11 protein-coding genes are annotated in these 14,001 nt (G+C 40.9%); 5 read left to right on the top strand and 6 right to left on the bottom strand.

What is annotated here, in order from left to right; genetic code table 11:
• Nucleotides 1-61 precede the first annotated feature (61 nt).
• Nucleotides 62-1,366: an IS4 family transposase gene (locus tag AC4CUX_RS00935; protein ID WP_168525014.1), complete on the top strand. Its 1,305-nt coding sequence runs from the start codon at nt 62-64 to the stop codon at nt 1,364-1,366.
• Nucleotides 1,367-1,432: 66 nt separating this feature from the next.
• Here the strand turns inward: AC4CUX_RS00935 and AC4CUX_RS00930 are convergent, their stop codons facing one another.
• The 3 genes from AC4CUX_RS00930 to ahpC all read right to left on the bottom strand — a co-directional run bounded on the left by AC4CUX_RS00930 (nt 1,433) and on the right by ahpC (nt 3,624).
• Nucleotides 1,433-1,636, bottom strand: a complete 204-nt coding sequence (locus AC4CUX_RS00930; RefSeq protein ID WP_004696295.1) for a hypothetical protein — start codon at nt 1,634-1,636, stop codon at nt 1,433-1,435.
• A gap of 488 nt (nt 1,637-2,124) precedes the next feature.
• Nucleotides 2,125-2,856 (bottom strand): hydroxyacylglutathione hydrolase, encoded by a 732-nt coding sequence (gene gloB / locus AC4CUX_RS00925; RefSeq protein WP_201951838.1) that lies wholly within the window; start codon nt 2,854-2,856, stop codon nt 2,125-2,127.
• Nucleotides 2,857-3,060: 204 nt separating this feature from the next.
• Nucleotides 3,061-3,624 carry an alkyl hydroperoxide reductase subunit C gene (ahpC, locus tag AC4CUX_RS00920; RefSeq protein ID WP_004982189.1) on the bottom strand — a complete coding sequence of 188 codons (564 nt, stop codon included), beginning with the start codon at nt 3,622-3,624 and terminating at the stop codon, nt 3,061-3,063.
• A gap of 344 nt (nt 3,625-3,968) precedes the next feature.
• Here ahpC and hrpA point away from each other — a divergent pair, with 344 nt between their 5' ends.
• Genes hrpA through AC4CUX_RS00905 form a run of 3 tightly spaced genes read left to right on the top strand, consistent with a single transcriptional unit; the run spans nt 3,969 to nt 9,830 of the window.
• A complete protein-coding gene (hrpA, locus tag AC4CUX_RS00915; RefSeq protein WP_279690356.1) occupies nt 3,969-7,907 on the top strand; it encodes an ATP-dependent RNA helicase HrpA in 3,939 nt (1,312 codons plus the stop codon).
• Between the two features lie 30 nt (nt 7,908-7,937).
• Nucleotides 7,938-9,050 (top strand): beta-ketoacyl-ACP synthase III, encoded by a 1,113-nt coding sequence (locus tag AC4CUX_RS00910; protein ID WP_004696303.1) that lies wholly within the window; start codon nt 7,938-7,940, stop codon nt 9,048-9,050.
• Nucleotides 9,051-9,056: 6 nt separating this feature from the next.
• A complete protein-coding gene (locus AC4CUX_RS00905; protein WP_201951834.1) occupies nt 9,057-9,830 on the top strand; it encodes a 1-acyl-sn-glycerol-3-phosphate acyltransferase in 774 nt (257 codons plus the stop codon).
• 23 nt (nt 9,831-9,853) lie between these two features.
• Here the strand turns inward: AC4CUX_RS00905 and AC4CUX_RS00900 are convergent, their stop codons facing one another.
• The 3 genes from AC4CUX_RS00900 to AC4CUX_RS00890 all read right to left on the bottom strand — a co-directional run bounded on the left by AC4CUX_RS00900 (nt 9,854) and on the right by AC4CUX_RS00890 (nt 11,989).
• The gene (locus AC4CUX_RS00900; RefSeq protein WP_004696307.1) at nt 9,854-10,132 is read right to left on the bottom strand and encodes a hypothetical protein; all 279 of its coding nucleotides are present in this window, start codon (nt 10,130-10,132) and stop codon (nt 9,854-9,856) included.
• Between the two features lie 270 nt (nt 10,133-10,402).
• Complete coding sequence (locus AC4CUX_RS00895; RefSeq protein WP_201951832.1) at nt 10,403-11,398, bottom strand: ABC transporter substrate-binding protein; 996 nt, start codon at nt 11,396-11,398, stop codon at nt 10,403-10,405.
• A 3-nt stretch (nt 11,399-11,401) separates the two neighbouring features.
• The gene (locus AC4CUX_RS00890) at nt 11,402-11,989 is read right to left on the bottom strand and encodes an ANTAR domain-containing response regulator (RefSeq protein ID WP_201951830.1); all 588 of its coding nucleotides are present in this window, start codon (nt 11,987-11,989) and stop codon (nt 11,402-11,404) included.
• Nucleotides 11,990-12,601: 612 nt separating this feature from the next.
• Between AC4CUX_RS00890 and AC4CUX_RS00885 the strand changes: the two genes are divergently transcribed.
• Nucleotides 12,602-13,951: an MFS transporter gene (locus tag AC4CUX_RS00885; protein WP_201951827.1), complete on the top strand. Its 1,350-nt coding sequence runs from the start codon at nt 12,602-12,604 to the stop codon at nt 13,949-13,951.
• Nucleotides 13,952-14,001: the final 50 nt, after the last annotated feature.

Here is a 14,001-nt window from a genome sequence, read left to right as displayed (position 1 = left end):
CAGTTAAGCAAAAAAAGTTAAAATACTGTAAAAAGAGCGTATGTAAATACGCTCTTTTTTTATGAATTTATCTCAGAATTTAGATTTAACATTAAAACAAACCCTACCTTCACTTTCACAATTCAGTGAATTGATTGATTTAAACTGGATTGAAGATTGCTTAAACCAAACAGGTAAAGCATCAATTCGAAAAAGAAAACTGCCTGCTGAACATGTTGTTTGGCTGGTGATCGGACTTGCTCTATTTCGAAATCAACCGATTTGGTATGTGGTTCAACAATTGCAACTTGTTTTCGGTACGGCAGAATACTGTGTACCGAGTGCATCCGTACAAGCAAGACAGCGCTTAGGCTTAGAGCCCATGAGTGCTTTATTTTCGACATTAAGTCAGGCATGGTTTAAAGACTCACAACAACAATATAGCAACTTTCACGGTCTATGCGTTTGTGCTGTAGATGGTGTTGTTTGGTCTATGCCTCATACAGAAGAAAACTTTAAGCACTTTGGTTCATCCAAAGGCAAAACAGCAGCTGCCCCTTACCCACAAGTCAGAGCGACTTGCCTGGTGAATACCAATACGCATGAAATGATTGATGCCCAAATTGGCAGTATGGATCAAGGTGAATTAACCTTAGCCAGTCAATTAAAAGCACCAGTTCGCAGTATTACCCTATTTGATCGTGCTTACTTCTCTGCTGATTTTTTAGTAAGTTGGCAATCTCAGGCAGAAGAGAGTCATTGGTTGATGCGAGCAAAGGACAACCTGCGTTATGAAGTGATTCATCATAATGCGGCCCATGACTTTCAGATCAAAATGCCTGTTTCAGCAAGAGCAAAAAAGATAAATCCGTCATTGGGTGACTATTGGGAAGCACGTTTAATTGAAGTTGAATATGCAGGAAAAATAAGACGTTACATTACATCATTAACAGATTCTAAAGTTTATCCATTCAAAGACCTTGCAATGCTTTATATCCAGCGTTGGGAAATAGAAATGTGTTATCGGGAAATTAAAAGTGATTTACAGGATGCAAGAATTTTAAGAAGCAAACAACCTGATTTGGTCTATCAAGAATTGTGGGGGGTATTTATTGCTTATAATATCTTAAGAAGACAGATGAGGTTTATCGCTGAACATGCAAAGGTGAGTCCTTTAAGGATCAGTTTCCATATTGCATCTATGAGTATTATCAATATCTTAAGGCACACACCTTTAGAATCAGCAGGAAATCTACCCAAACATTTAGCACAATTATTTGAACAATCTAAAATATTTGTATTACCTGAAAAAAGGCAAAGGCAATGTCCGCGAGTAGTGAAAATTAAAGCACAAAAATATCCAAGAAAATGCCAGTCAATTTCTTAACTGACTGGCATTACCCTTTAAGGGGCTAAATTTTGATTCATCACGCGAAGTAAGTATGGAGCAATTTTAGGCTTTCAAATGGTCTTCGAATTCTTCACCGAGCTGCATGGCCAAGTTATTACCTGCTAGGTCGCAAGTTACCAGTCCATATTCTTTTTTAAAGCTAAAAGTAAAGCCACGGTTGTCTGCTAAGGTTTTAACTGAATAACCTAATTTCTCTAGCCAAATACGAAAGGCAATGAGGTTTTTTGCTTTCACTACTTTTTTCACGAGGATATTCCTTTTTCACTGATAAATTATTAATAGGGATATTTCACGCTTTTTTAAAGGGGATTTTTTTATATATTTTTGTTTTTGTCTCTTTTTAAAGCAATCTAAATTAAGGCGAAAACGTATAGAAAGCATAAACGATAGTTTTTCATTGTTTAAAATAAGTTTATCATGATGAAAAATAATAATATTTTGAGATGAGTCTCAATACAATGGAATTATGTGCGTTCGTGATAGAGAAGTATTTTCTCGTAAATAGAAATGTAATGATTTTTTTCAAAGTCTGGATATTTTGAGACGGTATTCTCCTCGAGTCTTGGTCGTGATCATTCGATTCTGGCATTGTGTGGGTTGAAACTGGATTGGTTGAAATTTTGAGAGCTCAAAGGTTAAGGGTAGAAGCCCAACTGATCGTTTTAACTCAATAGAAGCATACATACATAATAGGAGACTGCGTTAGTCAGCAGTCTCTAGAAGGGGGAGACCAATTAAAATTGATCCTTCAGATCACGCAGTCGCTTAAACTCTTCAACGTTTTCTGTACGTAAAAAAGGATTGGTTTCAAGTTCGATCTCAATACTGCTAGGAAGGGTACATTGCCCCAAATAACGCATGGTTTCTACATGGTCTAGGCGTTCTTGAATGGCAATATTGTCTGGTTCGACATGGTTGGCAAACTTCGCGTTAGAGAGCGTGTATTCGTGCGTACAATAGACTTTGGTTTCGGCAGGCAAAGCTGCTAAACGATTGAGCGAATGGTACATCTGCTCATGTGTACCTTCAAACACTCGCCCACAGCCCATAGCAAACAGAGTGTCACCGCAAAATAAAGTCTGGATAGATTCAATAAAGTACACAATATGGCCCAGTGTGTGGCCAGGAACTGCTAAAACATCGATATGTAAATCATGAAATGAGAAATAGTCATCATCCATCAATGCATGGGTGATGAAAGGAATTTTAGATAATTCCTCACGTGGTCCATACACAGGAATATTGCGACTCACAATCAGGTCGGCGACACCGCCAATATGGTCTTTATGCCAATGAGTCAGCCAAATTTGAGCAATGCTTAAGCCATGTTCAGTGCAATAATCTTCAACTAATTCAGCCTCAGTTGGATCAACCACCACGACTTGCTTTGATGAGGTGTGTTCCAGCAGCCAAATATAGTTTTGGACTTGGTTTTTCACATCAATCATATGAACTTGATAAGTCATTTTTCTTCTTCAAAGAGCTGCATGTATTCATTCTACTGTAGCGGGTACACGCACTGAATTCCAGTCATGAATTCTGTGTAGCGCATAAAGGTTAGCTCTTTATTGTTCTGGATTTTTCTCTTTTTTGTCATATTGTACTGTTATTTTGGCCATAAAAAACCACGCTAAAAAGCGTGGTTTTTTATGTGTTCAATCTAATTTAGATTAGATTTTACCTACTAGGTCGATTGAAGGAGCAAGAGTTGCTTCGCCTTCTTTCCATTTAGCTGGGCAAACTTCACCTGGGTGAGCGTGCACATATTGAGCTGCTTTAACTTTACGAAGTAATTCTTGAGCATCACGGCCAATACCACCAGCGTTGATTTCAACGATTTGGATTTTACCTTCTGGATCGATTACGAAAGTACCACGGTCAGCAAGACCAGCAGCTTCGATTAGAACGTCGAAGTTTTTAGAAAGAGTCCACGTTGGATCGCCGATTAATGGGTATTGGATTTTACCAATAACTTCAGAAGTGTCGTGCCAAGCTTTGTGAGTGAAGTGAGTGTCAGTAGAAACACCGTAGATTTCCACGCCTAATTTTTGGAATTCAGCGTAGTTGTCAGCAAGGTCACCAAGTTCAGTTGGGCAAACGAAAGTGAAGTCAGCTGGGTAGAAGAATACTACAGACCATTTGCCTTTAAGATCTGCTTCAGTTACGTCAACAAATTGACCGTTGTGATATGCAGTAGCTGCGAATGGTTTTACTTCAGTATTAATCAAGCTCATCATTGTCTCCATGATTGGGGTTTGTATTTAATGTTGAATAGGGTATCGAAATTTTTGTTATTGCTGAAACAGTATTTTTACATTACAAGAATCGGAAAAACCGAATCTTACTCCAGACTATTTCAGCGAATGTGATCATTCTGTTCATTTAGCATGATAAATATGATGACCAAATGACAAAATCATCTATTCCGCAACTCGTTTACAGACATGATGTCCCTAGGCTTAAAATTCAAGGGGATATTTGAAAAAAAGTTAAAATTAAAAAATAATGCTGTACTTTCGCTTCGCTGTATTACCACGTAAACTAAGCGATTGATGTTTTTGATGTAGGTATTTTTTCTGTGCAGCGTCCTTTAAATATAGAGCAATTGGTGATGGTCAAAGACCGTCATCGTTTAAACCGACTCAAAAAAGGAAAAGATGCCAACGAAAAGCAATATCAAGCATTATTTGAACAGTCGCATTTAAAAGTTCTAGAGCGTATTGAACGCATTCCGAATATTAAACTGAATCAAGACCTGCCTGTTACGCAGTATGCAGATAAGTTAATTGATGCCATTCAAGAGCATCAAGTGATTATCGTTGCAGGGGAAACAGGTTCAGGTAAAACCACACAGCTACCGCAAATTGCAATGTTGGCGGGTCGTGGTTTAACCGGTCTGATTGGTCACACACAGCCACGTCGTTTGGCTGCGCGTAGCGTGTCCCAGCGTATTGCAGAAGAAGTTGGTGAGAAACTTGGTGAGTCGATTTCCTTTAAAGTTCGTTTTAATGAACAAGGGTCGCAGGATTCGATCATTCGTTTAATGACAGATGGTATTTTGCTGGCAGAGTTGGCCAATGACCGTTATCTCAATAAATACGACACCATTATTATCGATGAAGCGCATGAGCGTTCGCTTAATATCGACTTTATCATGGGGTATCTCAAACAACTTTTGCCTCGCCGTAAAGATTTAAAAGTTATCATCACTTCGGCAACTTTAGATGTAAACCGTTTTAGTCAGTACTTTAACAATGCACCTATTTTTGAAGTAGAAGGTCGTAGCTTTCCAGTCGAACTACGTTATCGCCCAGTCTCTGAGATGAGCATTGTCGGTAGTGATGATGATGAGTTTGATGACTTTGAAGAAAACTTACCTCGTGCCGTCGTGCAAGCTGTAGAGGAATGTTTTCGGGATGCACAAGAAAAAGGCCATCCTGAATATGCCGATACTTTAATTTTTGCTAGTACCGAACAAGAGATCCGTGAGTTACAAGAAACTTTGCAAAAGCATGGGCCACGACATACAGAAATTTTGCCTTTATATGCGCGTTTGGCCTTGGCTGAACAACAAAAAATCTTTAATCCATCAGGTGGTGGGCGACGCATTATTATCGCCACCAACGTTGCAGAAACAGCGCTGACTGTACCCAATATTCGTTATGTGATTGACAGTGGTTTTGCGCGTATTTCTCGCTATAACTATCGTTCACGCGTACAGCGTTTACCGATTGAAGCGGTTTCACAAGCAGCAGCAAATCAGCGTAAAGGTCGTTGTGGTCGTATTGCTCCAGGTGTATGTATTCGTTTGTATTCTGAGGAAGACTTTCAAAGTCGCCCAGAGTTTACTGAACCCGAAATTAAGCGAACGAACTTAGCTTCAGTTATTTTGCAGATGCAAAGTTTAGGGCTGGGTGCTTTAGAAGATTTTGATTTTATTGAGCCGCCAGATCATCGTTTAGTCAACGATGGTCGTAAGTTGTTGGTTGAACTTGGGGCAATGACGGAGCAAAGTAAAGCCCCTCTTTTGCAAAGAGGGGTTGGGGGAGATTCATCTGAACTCAATCCCCCTCAATCCCCCTTTTCCAAAGGGGGAAGTAAAGGAGATTTAACCAAAATTGGTCAACAAATGGCCAAAATGCCAATTGATCCACGTTTGGCCCGTATGATTTTGGGTGGGGCACATTTTGGAGTGTTGAATGAAGTCTTGGTGATTGTTGCCGCTTTGGCTGTACAAGACCCACGTGAACGCCCAGCGGATAAACAAATGCAGGCGGATCAGAAACATGCGTTGTTCCGCGAAGCCGATTCTGACTTTTTATTTTATATCAAACTTTGGGAAGCACTGATTGCCAACCGTGACATGAGTGAAAACAAGCGTCGTACTTTTGCGCGTAATCACTTTTTAAGCTGGTTGCGTTTACGTGAGTGGAAGAAAACTCATGAGCAATTGGTTGATTTGGCAAAAGGCTTAAAGTTGTCTTTTAATGAGAAAAAAGCCAGTTATGAAAATTTACACCGTGCACTTTTAACAGGTTTGTTGTCTTTTATTGCCAATAAAACCGATGAACGCAATGTGTTTATGGCGGTGCGTCAGCAAAAGGCCCGCATTTTTCCAGCATCTACCTTACATAAGACCAATACGCCTTGGGTCATGGCTTTTGAGATGGTAGAAACTTCACAAGTCTACATTCGTACACTGGCAAAAATTGAACCTGAGTGGATTTTGCTTGCAGCAGGTGATTTGCTGAAGCACCACTATTTTGAGCCGCACTGGTCGAAAAAAGCAGGTGTGGTCAATGCATATGACCAAATTTCATTGTTTGGCTTAATTATTGAGCCGAAACGTCAGATCAATTATGAAAAAGTCGATCATGTTGCGGCACATGAAATTTTCCTTCGAGATGCACTGACGACAGGACATTTAGGCATTACGCCACCATTTTTAAAACACAACCTGCTTAAACTTGAAGAAGTAGAGCGGGTCGAAGATAAGCTACGCCGCCGTGATTTGGTGGTGGATGAAGAGACTATTTACCAGTTTTATGCGGCTAAAGTTCCTGAAGAGGTCGCAAGCCGTCGTAGTTTTGAAGACTGGCGCGCTACGGTTGAACCGCAAAACCCACGTTATTTATTTATCGATGATGATGCGCTGTGGATGAACGACCGTCCAACCACACAACAATTTCCCGATTTTTTACGCAATGGCGAACTGCGCCTAGCAGCCAGTTACCGTTTTGATCCAAGCCATGACGAAGATGGTGCAACAGTGAAAATTCCGTTGCAAGCCTTGCCTCAGGTGGATGAAAACTTGTGGTCGTGGGGCATTCCCGGCTGGCGTCAGGATTTAATGGAAGCCTTACTCAAGGCGCTGCCTAAAGATAAACGTCGTCATTTGGTGCCTATCCCTGACACGGCTGCAAAGCTAATGGCGAAAGTAGATGCGATGCATTTGCAACAGCATATTTTTAGCTTTTTAGCCTTCCAGTTGCGTGGCGAACAAATCACTGAAAAAGACTTTAGCTTTGAGCGGATTGAACAATATCTATTGCCATTGATTAAAGTGATAGATGACAAAGGCCGTGTGATTGAACAAGGTCGTGACTTGTCTGAGTTAAAAGCGCGCTGTCGAACAGAAACTCATAGTCCAGTCAAACAGCTCAAAGGTGAGTTCCAAACTTTTCCTGAAAATTTTGTGTTTGAAGCATCACAAAAAGTGACGGGTGTGGTGGTGAAGCAGTATCAAGCTTTAGTCCCGACCAAGGCCTTTGCGGCACTGGAACAAAAGGATGAGTCTGGTGTGGTGATTCAGACCTTTAATGATCAAGCTGAGGCGATTAAACAGCACCGTGAGGGTGTACTCCGTTTGGTGCATATACAACTGGGGGATTTGGTCCGTCAGTTGAAAAAGCAAATTTCCAAACCGTTGGCATTGGCGTATTCACCTTTGGGCGATAAGGTGCAGTTGGAGCAAATGTTAGTTTATGCCACACTGCAAATGTCGATCAATGAACTGCCTGTCAACGCACAAGAGTTTGAAAACTTGGTTGTAAATGTCAAAAAAACTTTTCTGACCCATGGGCAAAAAGCACTGGCAGATGTGACAGAGATCTATATTCAATGGCAGGATATACGTCGAAAACTGTTGGTCTTAGATGATGCAGTGTTTGGGAAAAATATTGATGATGTTGAAGATCAGCTAGATTTGATGTGCTTATCAACTTTTGTTTATGTGAAATCTTCCGACATTTGGCTTGAATTTCCTCGATATTTGAAAGCATTGGTCTTGCGTTTGGAGCGCCTGCCCAATAACCTACAGAGGGATAATTCTGCCATTGATCAAGTTGACCCGTGGATGGAAAAATTATTTAAGTTTAAAAATGACACTCGCCTTAAAGAATTGTATTTCATGGTTGAGGAGTTTCGGATTTCTTTATTCTCTCAACCGATGAAGACAAAGATGCCCATTTCTCCGACTCGCTTGCAAAAAGTATGGGAAAAACTTGGAATCAGTTAAGATATAGGTAATTTAAAGAAGGAGTTTTACATGGGCATCCGCATTACAGGTACGGGTCTTTATCATCCTGAAGACATCATTACCAATGAAGAGTTAGTTGAAAGTTTAAATGCTTATGTGGAACAGTATAACCTAGACAATGCTGACAAAATTGCTTCGGGCGAGTTGGAAGCCCGTCGTGGGTCAAGCGCAGAGTTTATTGAAAAAGCATCTGGTGTAAAACGTCGTTATGTGGTTGAGAAAACAGGGATCTTAGATCCGAAGCGTTTACGTCCATTGTTACATGAGCGTTCAAATGATGAACTCTCGATTCAAGCCGAATGGGGCGTGATCGCTGCAAAACAAGCGATGGAAAATGCAGGCGTAACTGCAGAAGATATCGATGTGGTAATTTTATCGTGCTCTAATTTACAGCGTGCTTATCCAGCTGTTGCAATTGAAATCCAAACAGCATTGGGTATTCAAGGCTATGCCTACGACATGAATGTGGCATGTTCGGCCGCAACCTTTGGCATTAAACAAGCCTATGATGCGATCAAAGCGGGCGGACGCCGTGTATTATTGGTGAATGTAGAAATCACCTCTGGTCATACCGACTACCGTTCACGTGATTGCCACTTTATCTTTGGTGATGTTGCAACGGCTTCAATCATTGAAGAAACCGACAGCAAAACTGGTTTTGAAATTGAAGACATTAACTTATTCACCCAGTTCTCAAACAACATCCGCAATAACTTTGGTTTCCTAAACTTAAGTGAAGTCGATGCAGACATTGAAAACAATCGTTTTGCTCAAGACGGTCGTAAAGTGTTCAAAGAAGTTTGTCCACTGGTTGCCAAAATGATTACAGCGCAACTTGAGAAAAACAACATTGCACCGACTGATGTGAAGCGTTTCTGGTTACACCAAGCCAATGCCAGCATGAATGAGCTGATTCTGAAACTGGTCGTAGGCAAAGAAAATGCTCAGCCTGATTTAGTGCCGATCATTTTAGATGAATTTGCAAATACCTCTTCAGCAGGTGTCATTATTGCGTTGCACCGCACAGCAGACCAAGTCAATGATGGTGAATACGGTGTCTTGTGTTCATTTGGCGCGGGTTACTCTGTTGGTGCTGTGCTTGTGAAAAAACACGTCGCATAAGCCCGTATGTTGCAGGTTGAGCATGATGCAAAATGGATTAAACGCCTGAGTGCTTTATCCAAAGTTTATTTCACACCGACATTTATTGGTGCTGAACAGTTAGATGCATCACAACCTGCAATGTATGTAGGAAATCATTCTATGTATGGTGTGCTCGATTCACCTATGTTGATTGATTATCTCTACAATGAGCATCAAGTGGCTGTGGTCAGTATTGCTGATCATAGCCATTTTTATTTGCCACTGTGGCGCAGTGTGGTGAAAAAATTTGGTGCGGTCGATGGCGTTCCAGTCTATGTGCGTGAAGCCATGCAACAAGGCTATTCTATTTTGGTTTTTCCTGGTGGCGGACGCGAAGTTCTAAAACGTGAAGGCGAACAGTACCACCTGATTTGGAAACAACGTTACGGCTTTTTAAAGCTCGCTCAAGAATTTGGCTATGACATTGTACCCTTTGCCGCGTTAGGCGGAGATGAAGTCTTTGATATTGGTTTTGATGCTAATAAAGTGGTTCAGCACCAATATTTTCAAAAGTTGCTACAAGTGCCACAGTTGAGTCGCTTGCTGCGTAAAGGGGAGGTGATCCCATCTTTGCCGAAACATTTTATTCCGAAACGCTTGCCTTTTTATTTTAAGTTTATGCCCAGACAACGTTTGATGCATATTGAAAACCTAGAACAGTTACAGCAGTTCCGCGACTTGATTGCAGCAGAAATTTATATTGGACTTGCAGACTTAAGAGTATTGCGTCAACAGCAACATGGTGACCGATTTGATTGAGCATTTACAGGCGTAAACTCGGCTTAGTCTTCCTGTAGATCTTTCAACAAATGTGCAATTTTTAAAGTATGGGTCTTATTCCCTTTGACTTCCATAACCTTATTTTCCACCCACCATAAATATTCAAAAATTTCAGTTTCACTGGCTTGTTCACAAATGAAGCGAAATAAACTGGGTAAGTATTCCTCATATTCATCTTGTAGTGCAGGATTACGATAGATTCGCAGTGGATCCCAGTCTTTAATCAGTATTTTGTTAATCGCATGTAATAAAGAAACATGTCGATTTTCCTCGGTAAACATAATACACCCCGCTGTCCTTGGGTTAGTTTGACGTTTAAAAAAGAAGTTGTGATGAAGATTATTTATCTATTGTTTTTATGTTTGAAAAGATCTTAGCGTGTTTTTCGCATCAGTAAATAGCACGCTCAGATAAATGGAAGCTAAAGAAAAATGTTTAATAAAGTGGCAGTAAAGTTAGATCACAGATTTACTTCAAAATATTTTTCAGAATAAATGTTTTAAAATGGTGCGTAATTACGTATCAAGTAACATATAGTAATAATTTAAAAATCAAGAATTTGTTTGAAGGACGCAATTTTCACTAATACCGCGAATTTCATCACTATCTAAATTTATATCATCCCATTTTTGCATTTGCTGTGTGAGCCAAACAAAATCCGAAACTTGCGGCTGGGCTTGTTCTGGAATAAAACCACGAATGATGTTCTGAATCAGGTGATATTTTTCGACGTGAACACTTGCTGAACACGCAAAGCGAATGATGTTGTAATCGACCAAGACTTGCCAAACAGGTTCAAGATCCGGCATCTGTTTAAGTTCAACTTGTGCTTTTTGGATGGCTTGGACGAGGGCTGAAAGTGTATTAGGATTGGAGATAGCCCATTCTTGAGTCACAGCCAGTACTTTGTCTGCGACGCGAGGAATAATGTCTGAGCCAGTCGCAATGATTTGGCTATAACCTTGAATTTCCGCTTGTGTGTTCCAAGGTTCCCCAACACAAAAACCATCGATCAATTGGTTTGAAATGGCTTCCACCATATAGGGCGGCGGTAAAGTGCGGAGATGTACGCGTTTGGCAAATTCAGGATTGGCCAACGCCAACCACTCACGTAAACAATAATGATGAATAGAGTGCTTAAACACATGGGCAATCGGAAGATACTGTTCATGCTGCATGGCACTAAAGAATTTCTGTGCAGTGGTGGCTGCATCGTCAGTTTTTTTGATATCAAGCGCGTAGCATAGTTTTTGGCTTAAGCTGATAAAAGCACTGTTGTAGCTTAAGACGAGAGGGGTTTGTAGCGGAATACCGAGTTGATCTTGAGCGAGTGCAGCAGCAGGCAACATGGCAGATAAACAATGCGCGGCGTCTAGAAAACCAAAAGCCAAACGATCTCTTAAACTTGCCCAAGACGCTTCTTTGACTAAGCTCACGTCTAAGCCCACGTCCTCAAAAAAACCGCGTTGTTTAGCCCACAGTAAAGCAACACAGTCTAAAAGTGGAATATAGCCCAGATGAAGTTGTGACTTTTCGAGTTGAGCCATGACTTAGTCCTTGAGTTGAGATTGTAAAAGCTGTTGAGCATCCAACAGACGTCTTGCCATTTCACCGATGGTCATACGGTGGCTCATGGCATTTTTACGCAGCAATTGAAAGGCATCATCTTCAGATAGTCCATGTAATTGCATCAGCAATACTTTCGCACGCTCCACATCTTTACGATCGGCGAGTTTATTTTTGGTGTCTTGTAAGTCTGTGAGCAACTTTTTGTGTTTACGAAACTGTTCGATCGAGATTTCTAAAATATTTTCTAACTTTGAAGGATCTATCCCATCCACTATATAAGCCGTCACTCCAGCATCTATGGCACTTTTAATGGTGTCTTTATGGCTATTTTTAGTAAATAAAACAGTGGGTAGGTTAAATTGACTTACACAGCTTTCAATAATGTCACGTTGCGGATGGTCCATATCTAACAAAATGACGTCAGCACTTAATTGTTCAAGACGGCTAATATTGATGTGATCGATAATCAGGCAGGCAACTACATCGAAATCATATTCGATGAGGGAACTTCGAATATATTGTGCGCGTTCTTGATTGTCATCAATCAATGCAATTTTCAGTTTAGGCATACTGTACAGTGCTCAGGAAAACCTGAAAATGAGATCTAAAAGTGTACAAGCAATTTAAATGCCAAACTTAACAAATGCCAGCTTTATCTCGGATTAGGCAGTCAATCTTTATGGTCGCGATTACAGACAAAGTATGCATGTTGCATATGTTGTGATCGGAGTTTTCATGAAAGAGTTTACGGATATGGATTCAGTAAATTGAAGTGTTGATGTTCACAGTCGATTTGTACATCTAAGGGAGAACTTCTAGATGTCGTGCTTAGAACAAAGCAATGTCGTTTATTTGAGAAAGCAGATGCTCATCGATAATGCAAAATGCACCAAGAGGTAGCAGTGTTTTAAAAAGTCGGAAAACTTAGCTGTTGTGCTTTAAAAATAAAAAGAGCTGACTATATCGAATTATAAGATTATTTTTTAAATAAATTTTTAAAAAACAATATGTTGTTATTTAATTATAAATATTGGCACACTCTTTGCATTATCCCTAATGAGTCAAAGACGACTCTAAATCGAATTTGTAAGACGGCCAACGACGTCCGTTCTGATCGCTTCTACATCCCAAGAGTTTGTGCTGTAGAAAAACTATACGCTCAGTTCAGTCTGGAGAAGGTTATGTCTTCAAATTTACATGCTAAAAAAGCAACAAAAATAAGTCTTTTCAGTTTTAACGGCGCAGCAATGAGAGCCTTCCACATGAGTTGGCTCGCCTTTTTTGTCTGCTTCTTTGCTTGGTTCGCTTGTGCTCCGCTGATGCCAGTGATCGCGGGTGAATTTCATTTAACCAAAGATCAAATTGCCAATATTAATATTGCGGCCGTAGCCATCACCATTTTAGTTCGTCTTATTGTGGGGCCATTGTGTGATAAATACGGCCCGCGTAAAACCTATACCGCACTTCTTGTACTCGGCAGCATTCCAGTCTTTGGAGTAGCGTCTGCAAATAGCTATGAATCCTTCTTGTTCTTCCGTCTATTGATTGGTGCGATTGGAGCAAGCTTTGTCATCACTCAGTATCACACCAGCATTATGTTTGCGCCAAATGTTGTCGGGACTGCAAACGCAGCGACAGCAGGCTGGGGCAACGCAGGCGGTGGTGCAACACAAGTACTCATGCCATTGATGCTCGGTGCCTTGGTGATGTTTGGTGTAGAGCAAGCAATGGGCTGGAGAATTGCACTGATCGTTCCAGGTGTCTTGATGCTGATCGTGGGTTTGATGTATTGGAAATTTACTCAAGATTGTCCACAAGGCAACTTCCAAGAACTTCGTGCAGAGGGCGTCAGTGTTGGTTCAGATAAAAAAGGTGGTGTAGCGATTCTGATGCATGCTGCGAAAAACTACCGTGTTTGGATTCTATTTGGTGCCTATGCCGCGTGTTTCGGAATCGAAATCTTTATTCACAACATTGTCGCGATGTACTACGTTGACCACTTTAGCTTTGGTTTAAAAGAAGCCGGGATGGCGGCTGGTATTTTCGGTTTACTGGCATTGTTTGCTCGTGCTCTGGGTGGCATTGTGTCAGACAAAGTTGCAACAAAAAAAGGGCTTGATGGTCGAACCAAAGTGTTGTTTGTCATGATTCTGCTGGAAGGCCTTTTCCTCGTCCTATTCTCTCAAATGAATACCCCCATCTTTGCGATTCTTGCAATGACAGTCTTTGCATTGTTCACGCACATGGCATGTGGTGCAACTTATGCTTTGGTTCCTTTCATTGACCGCGATGCCTTGGGCGGTGTGGCAGGCATTATTGGCGCAGGGGGGAACGTGGGTGCAGTGGCAGCAGGTTTCCTGCTCAAAGGTATGTTGGATATTCAAACCACACTGATGATTTTAGGTGGCTTGGTGGTCATCGCTGCAAGTTTTGTTCTCATGATTCGCTTCTCTGTTGAGCATAAAGAAAAGGAACAGCGCTTATTCGAACAAGCAGTACATGATCGTAGCATTGCTGAAGCGCAAAACTAAATAAAGAGATTAAACCCAAGCCTCAAGGCTTAGGCAGAACAAATGAAATA

This window comes from Acinetobacter sp. 231_lipA (assembly GCF_058243005.1).
This window is presented reverse-complemented; position numbering and strand designations above follow the sequence as displayed.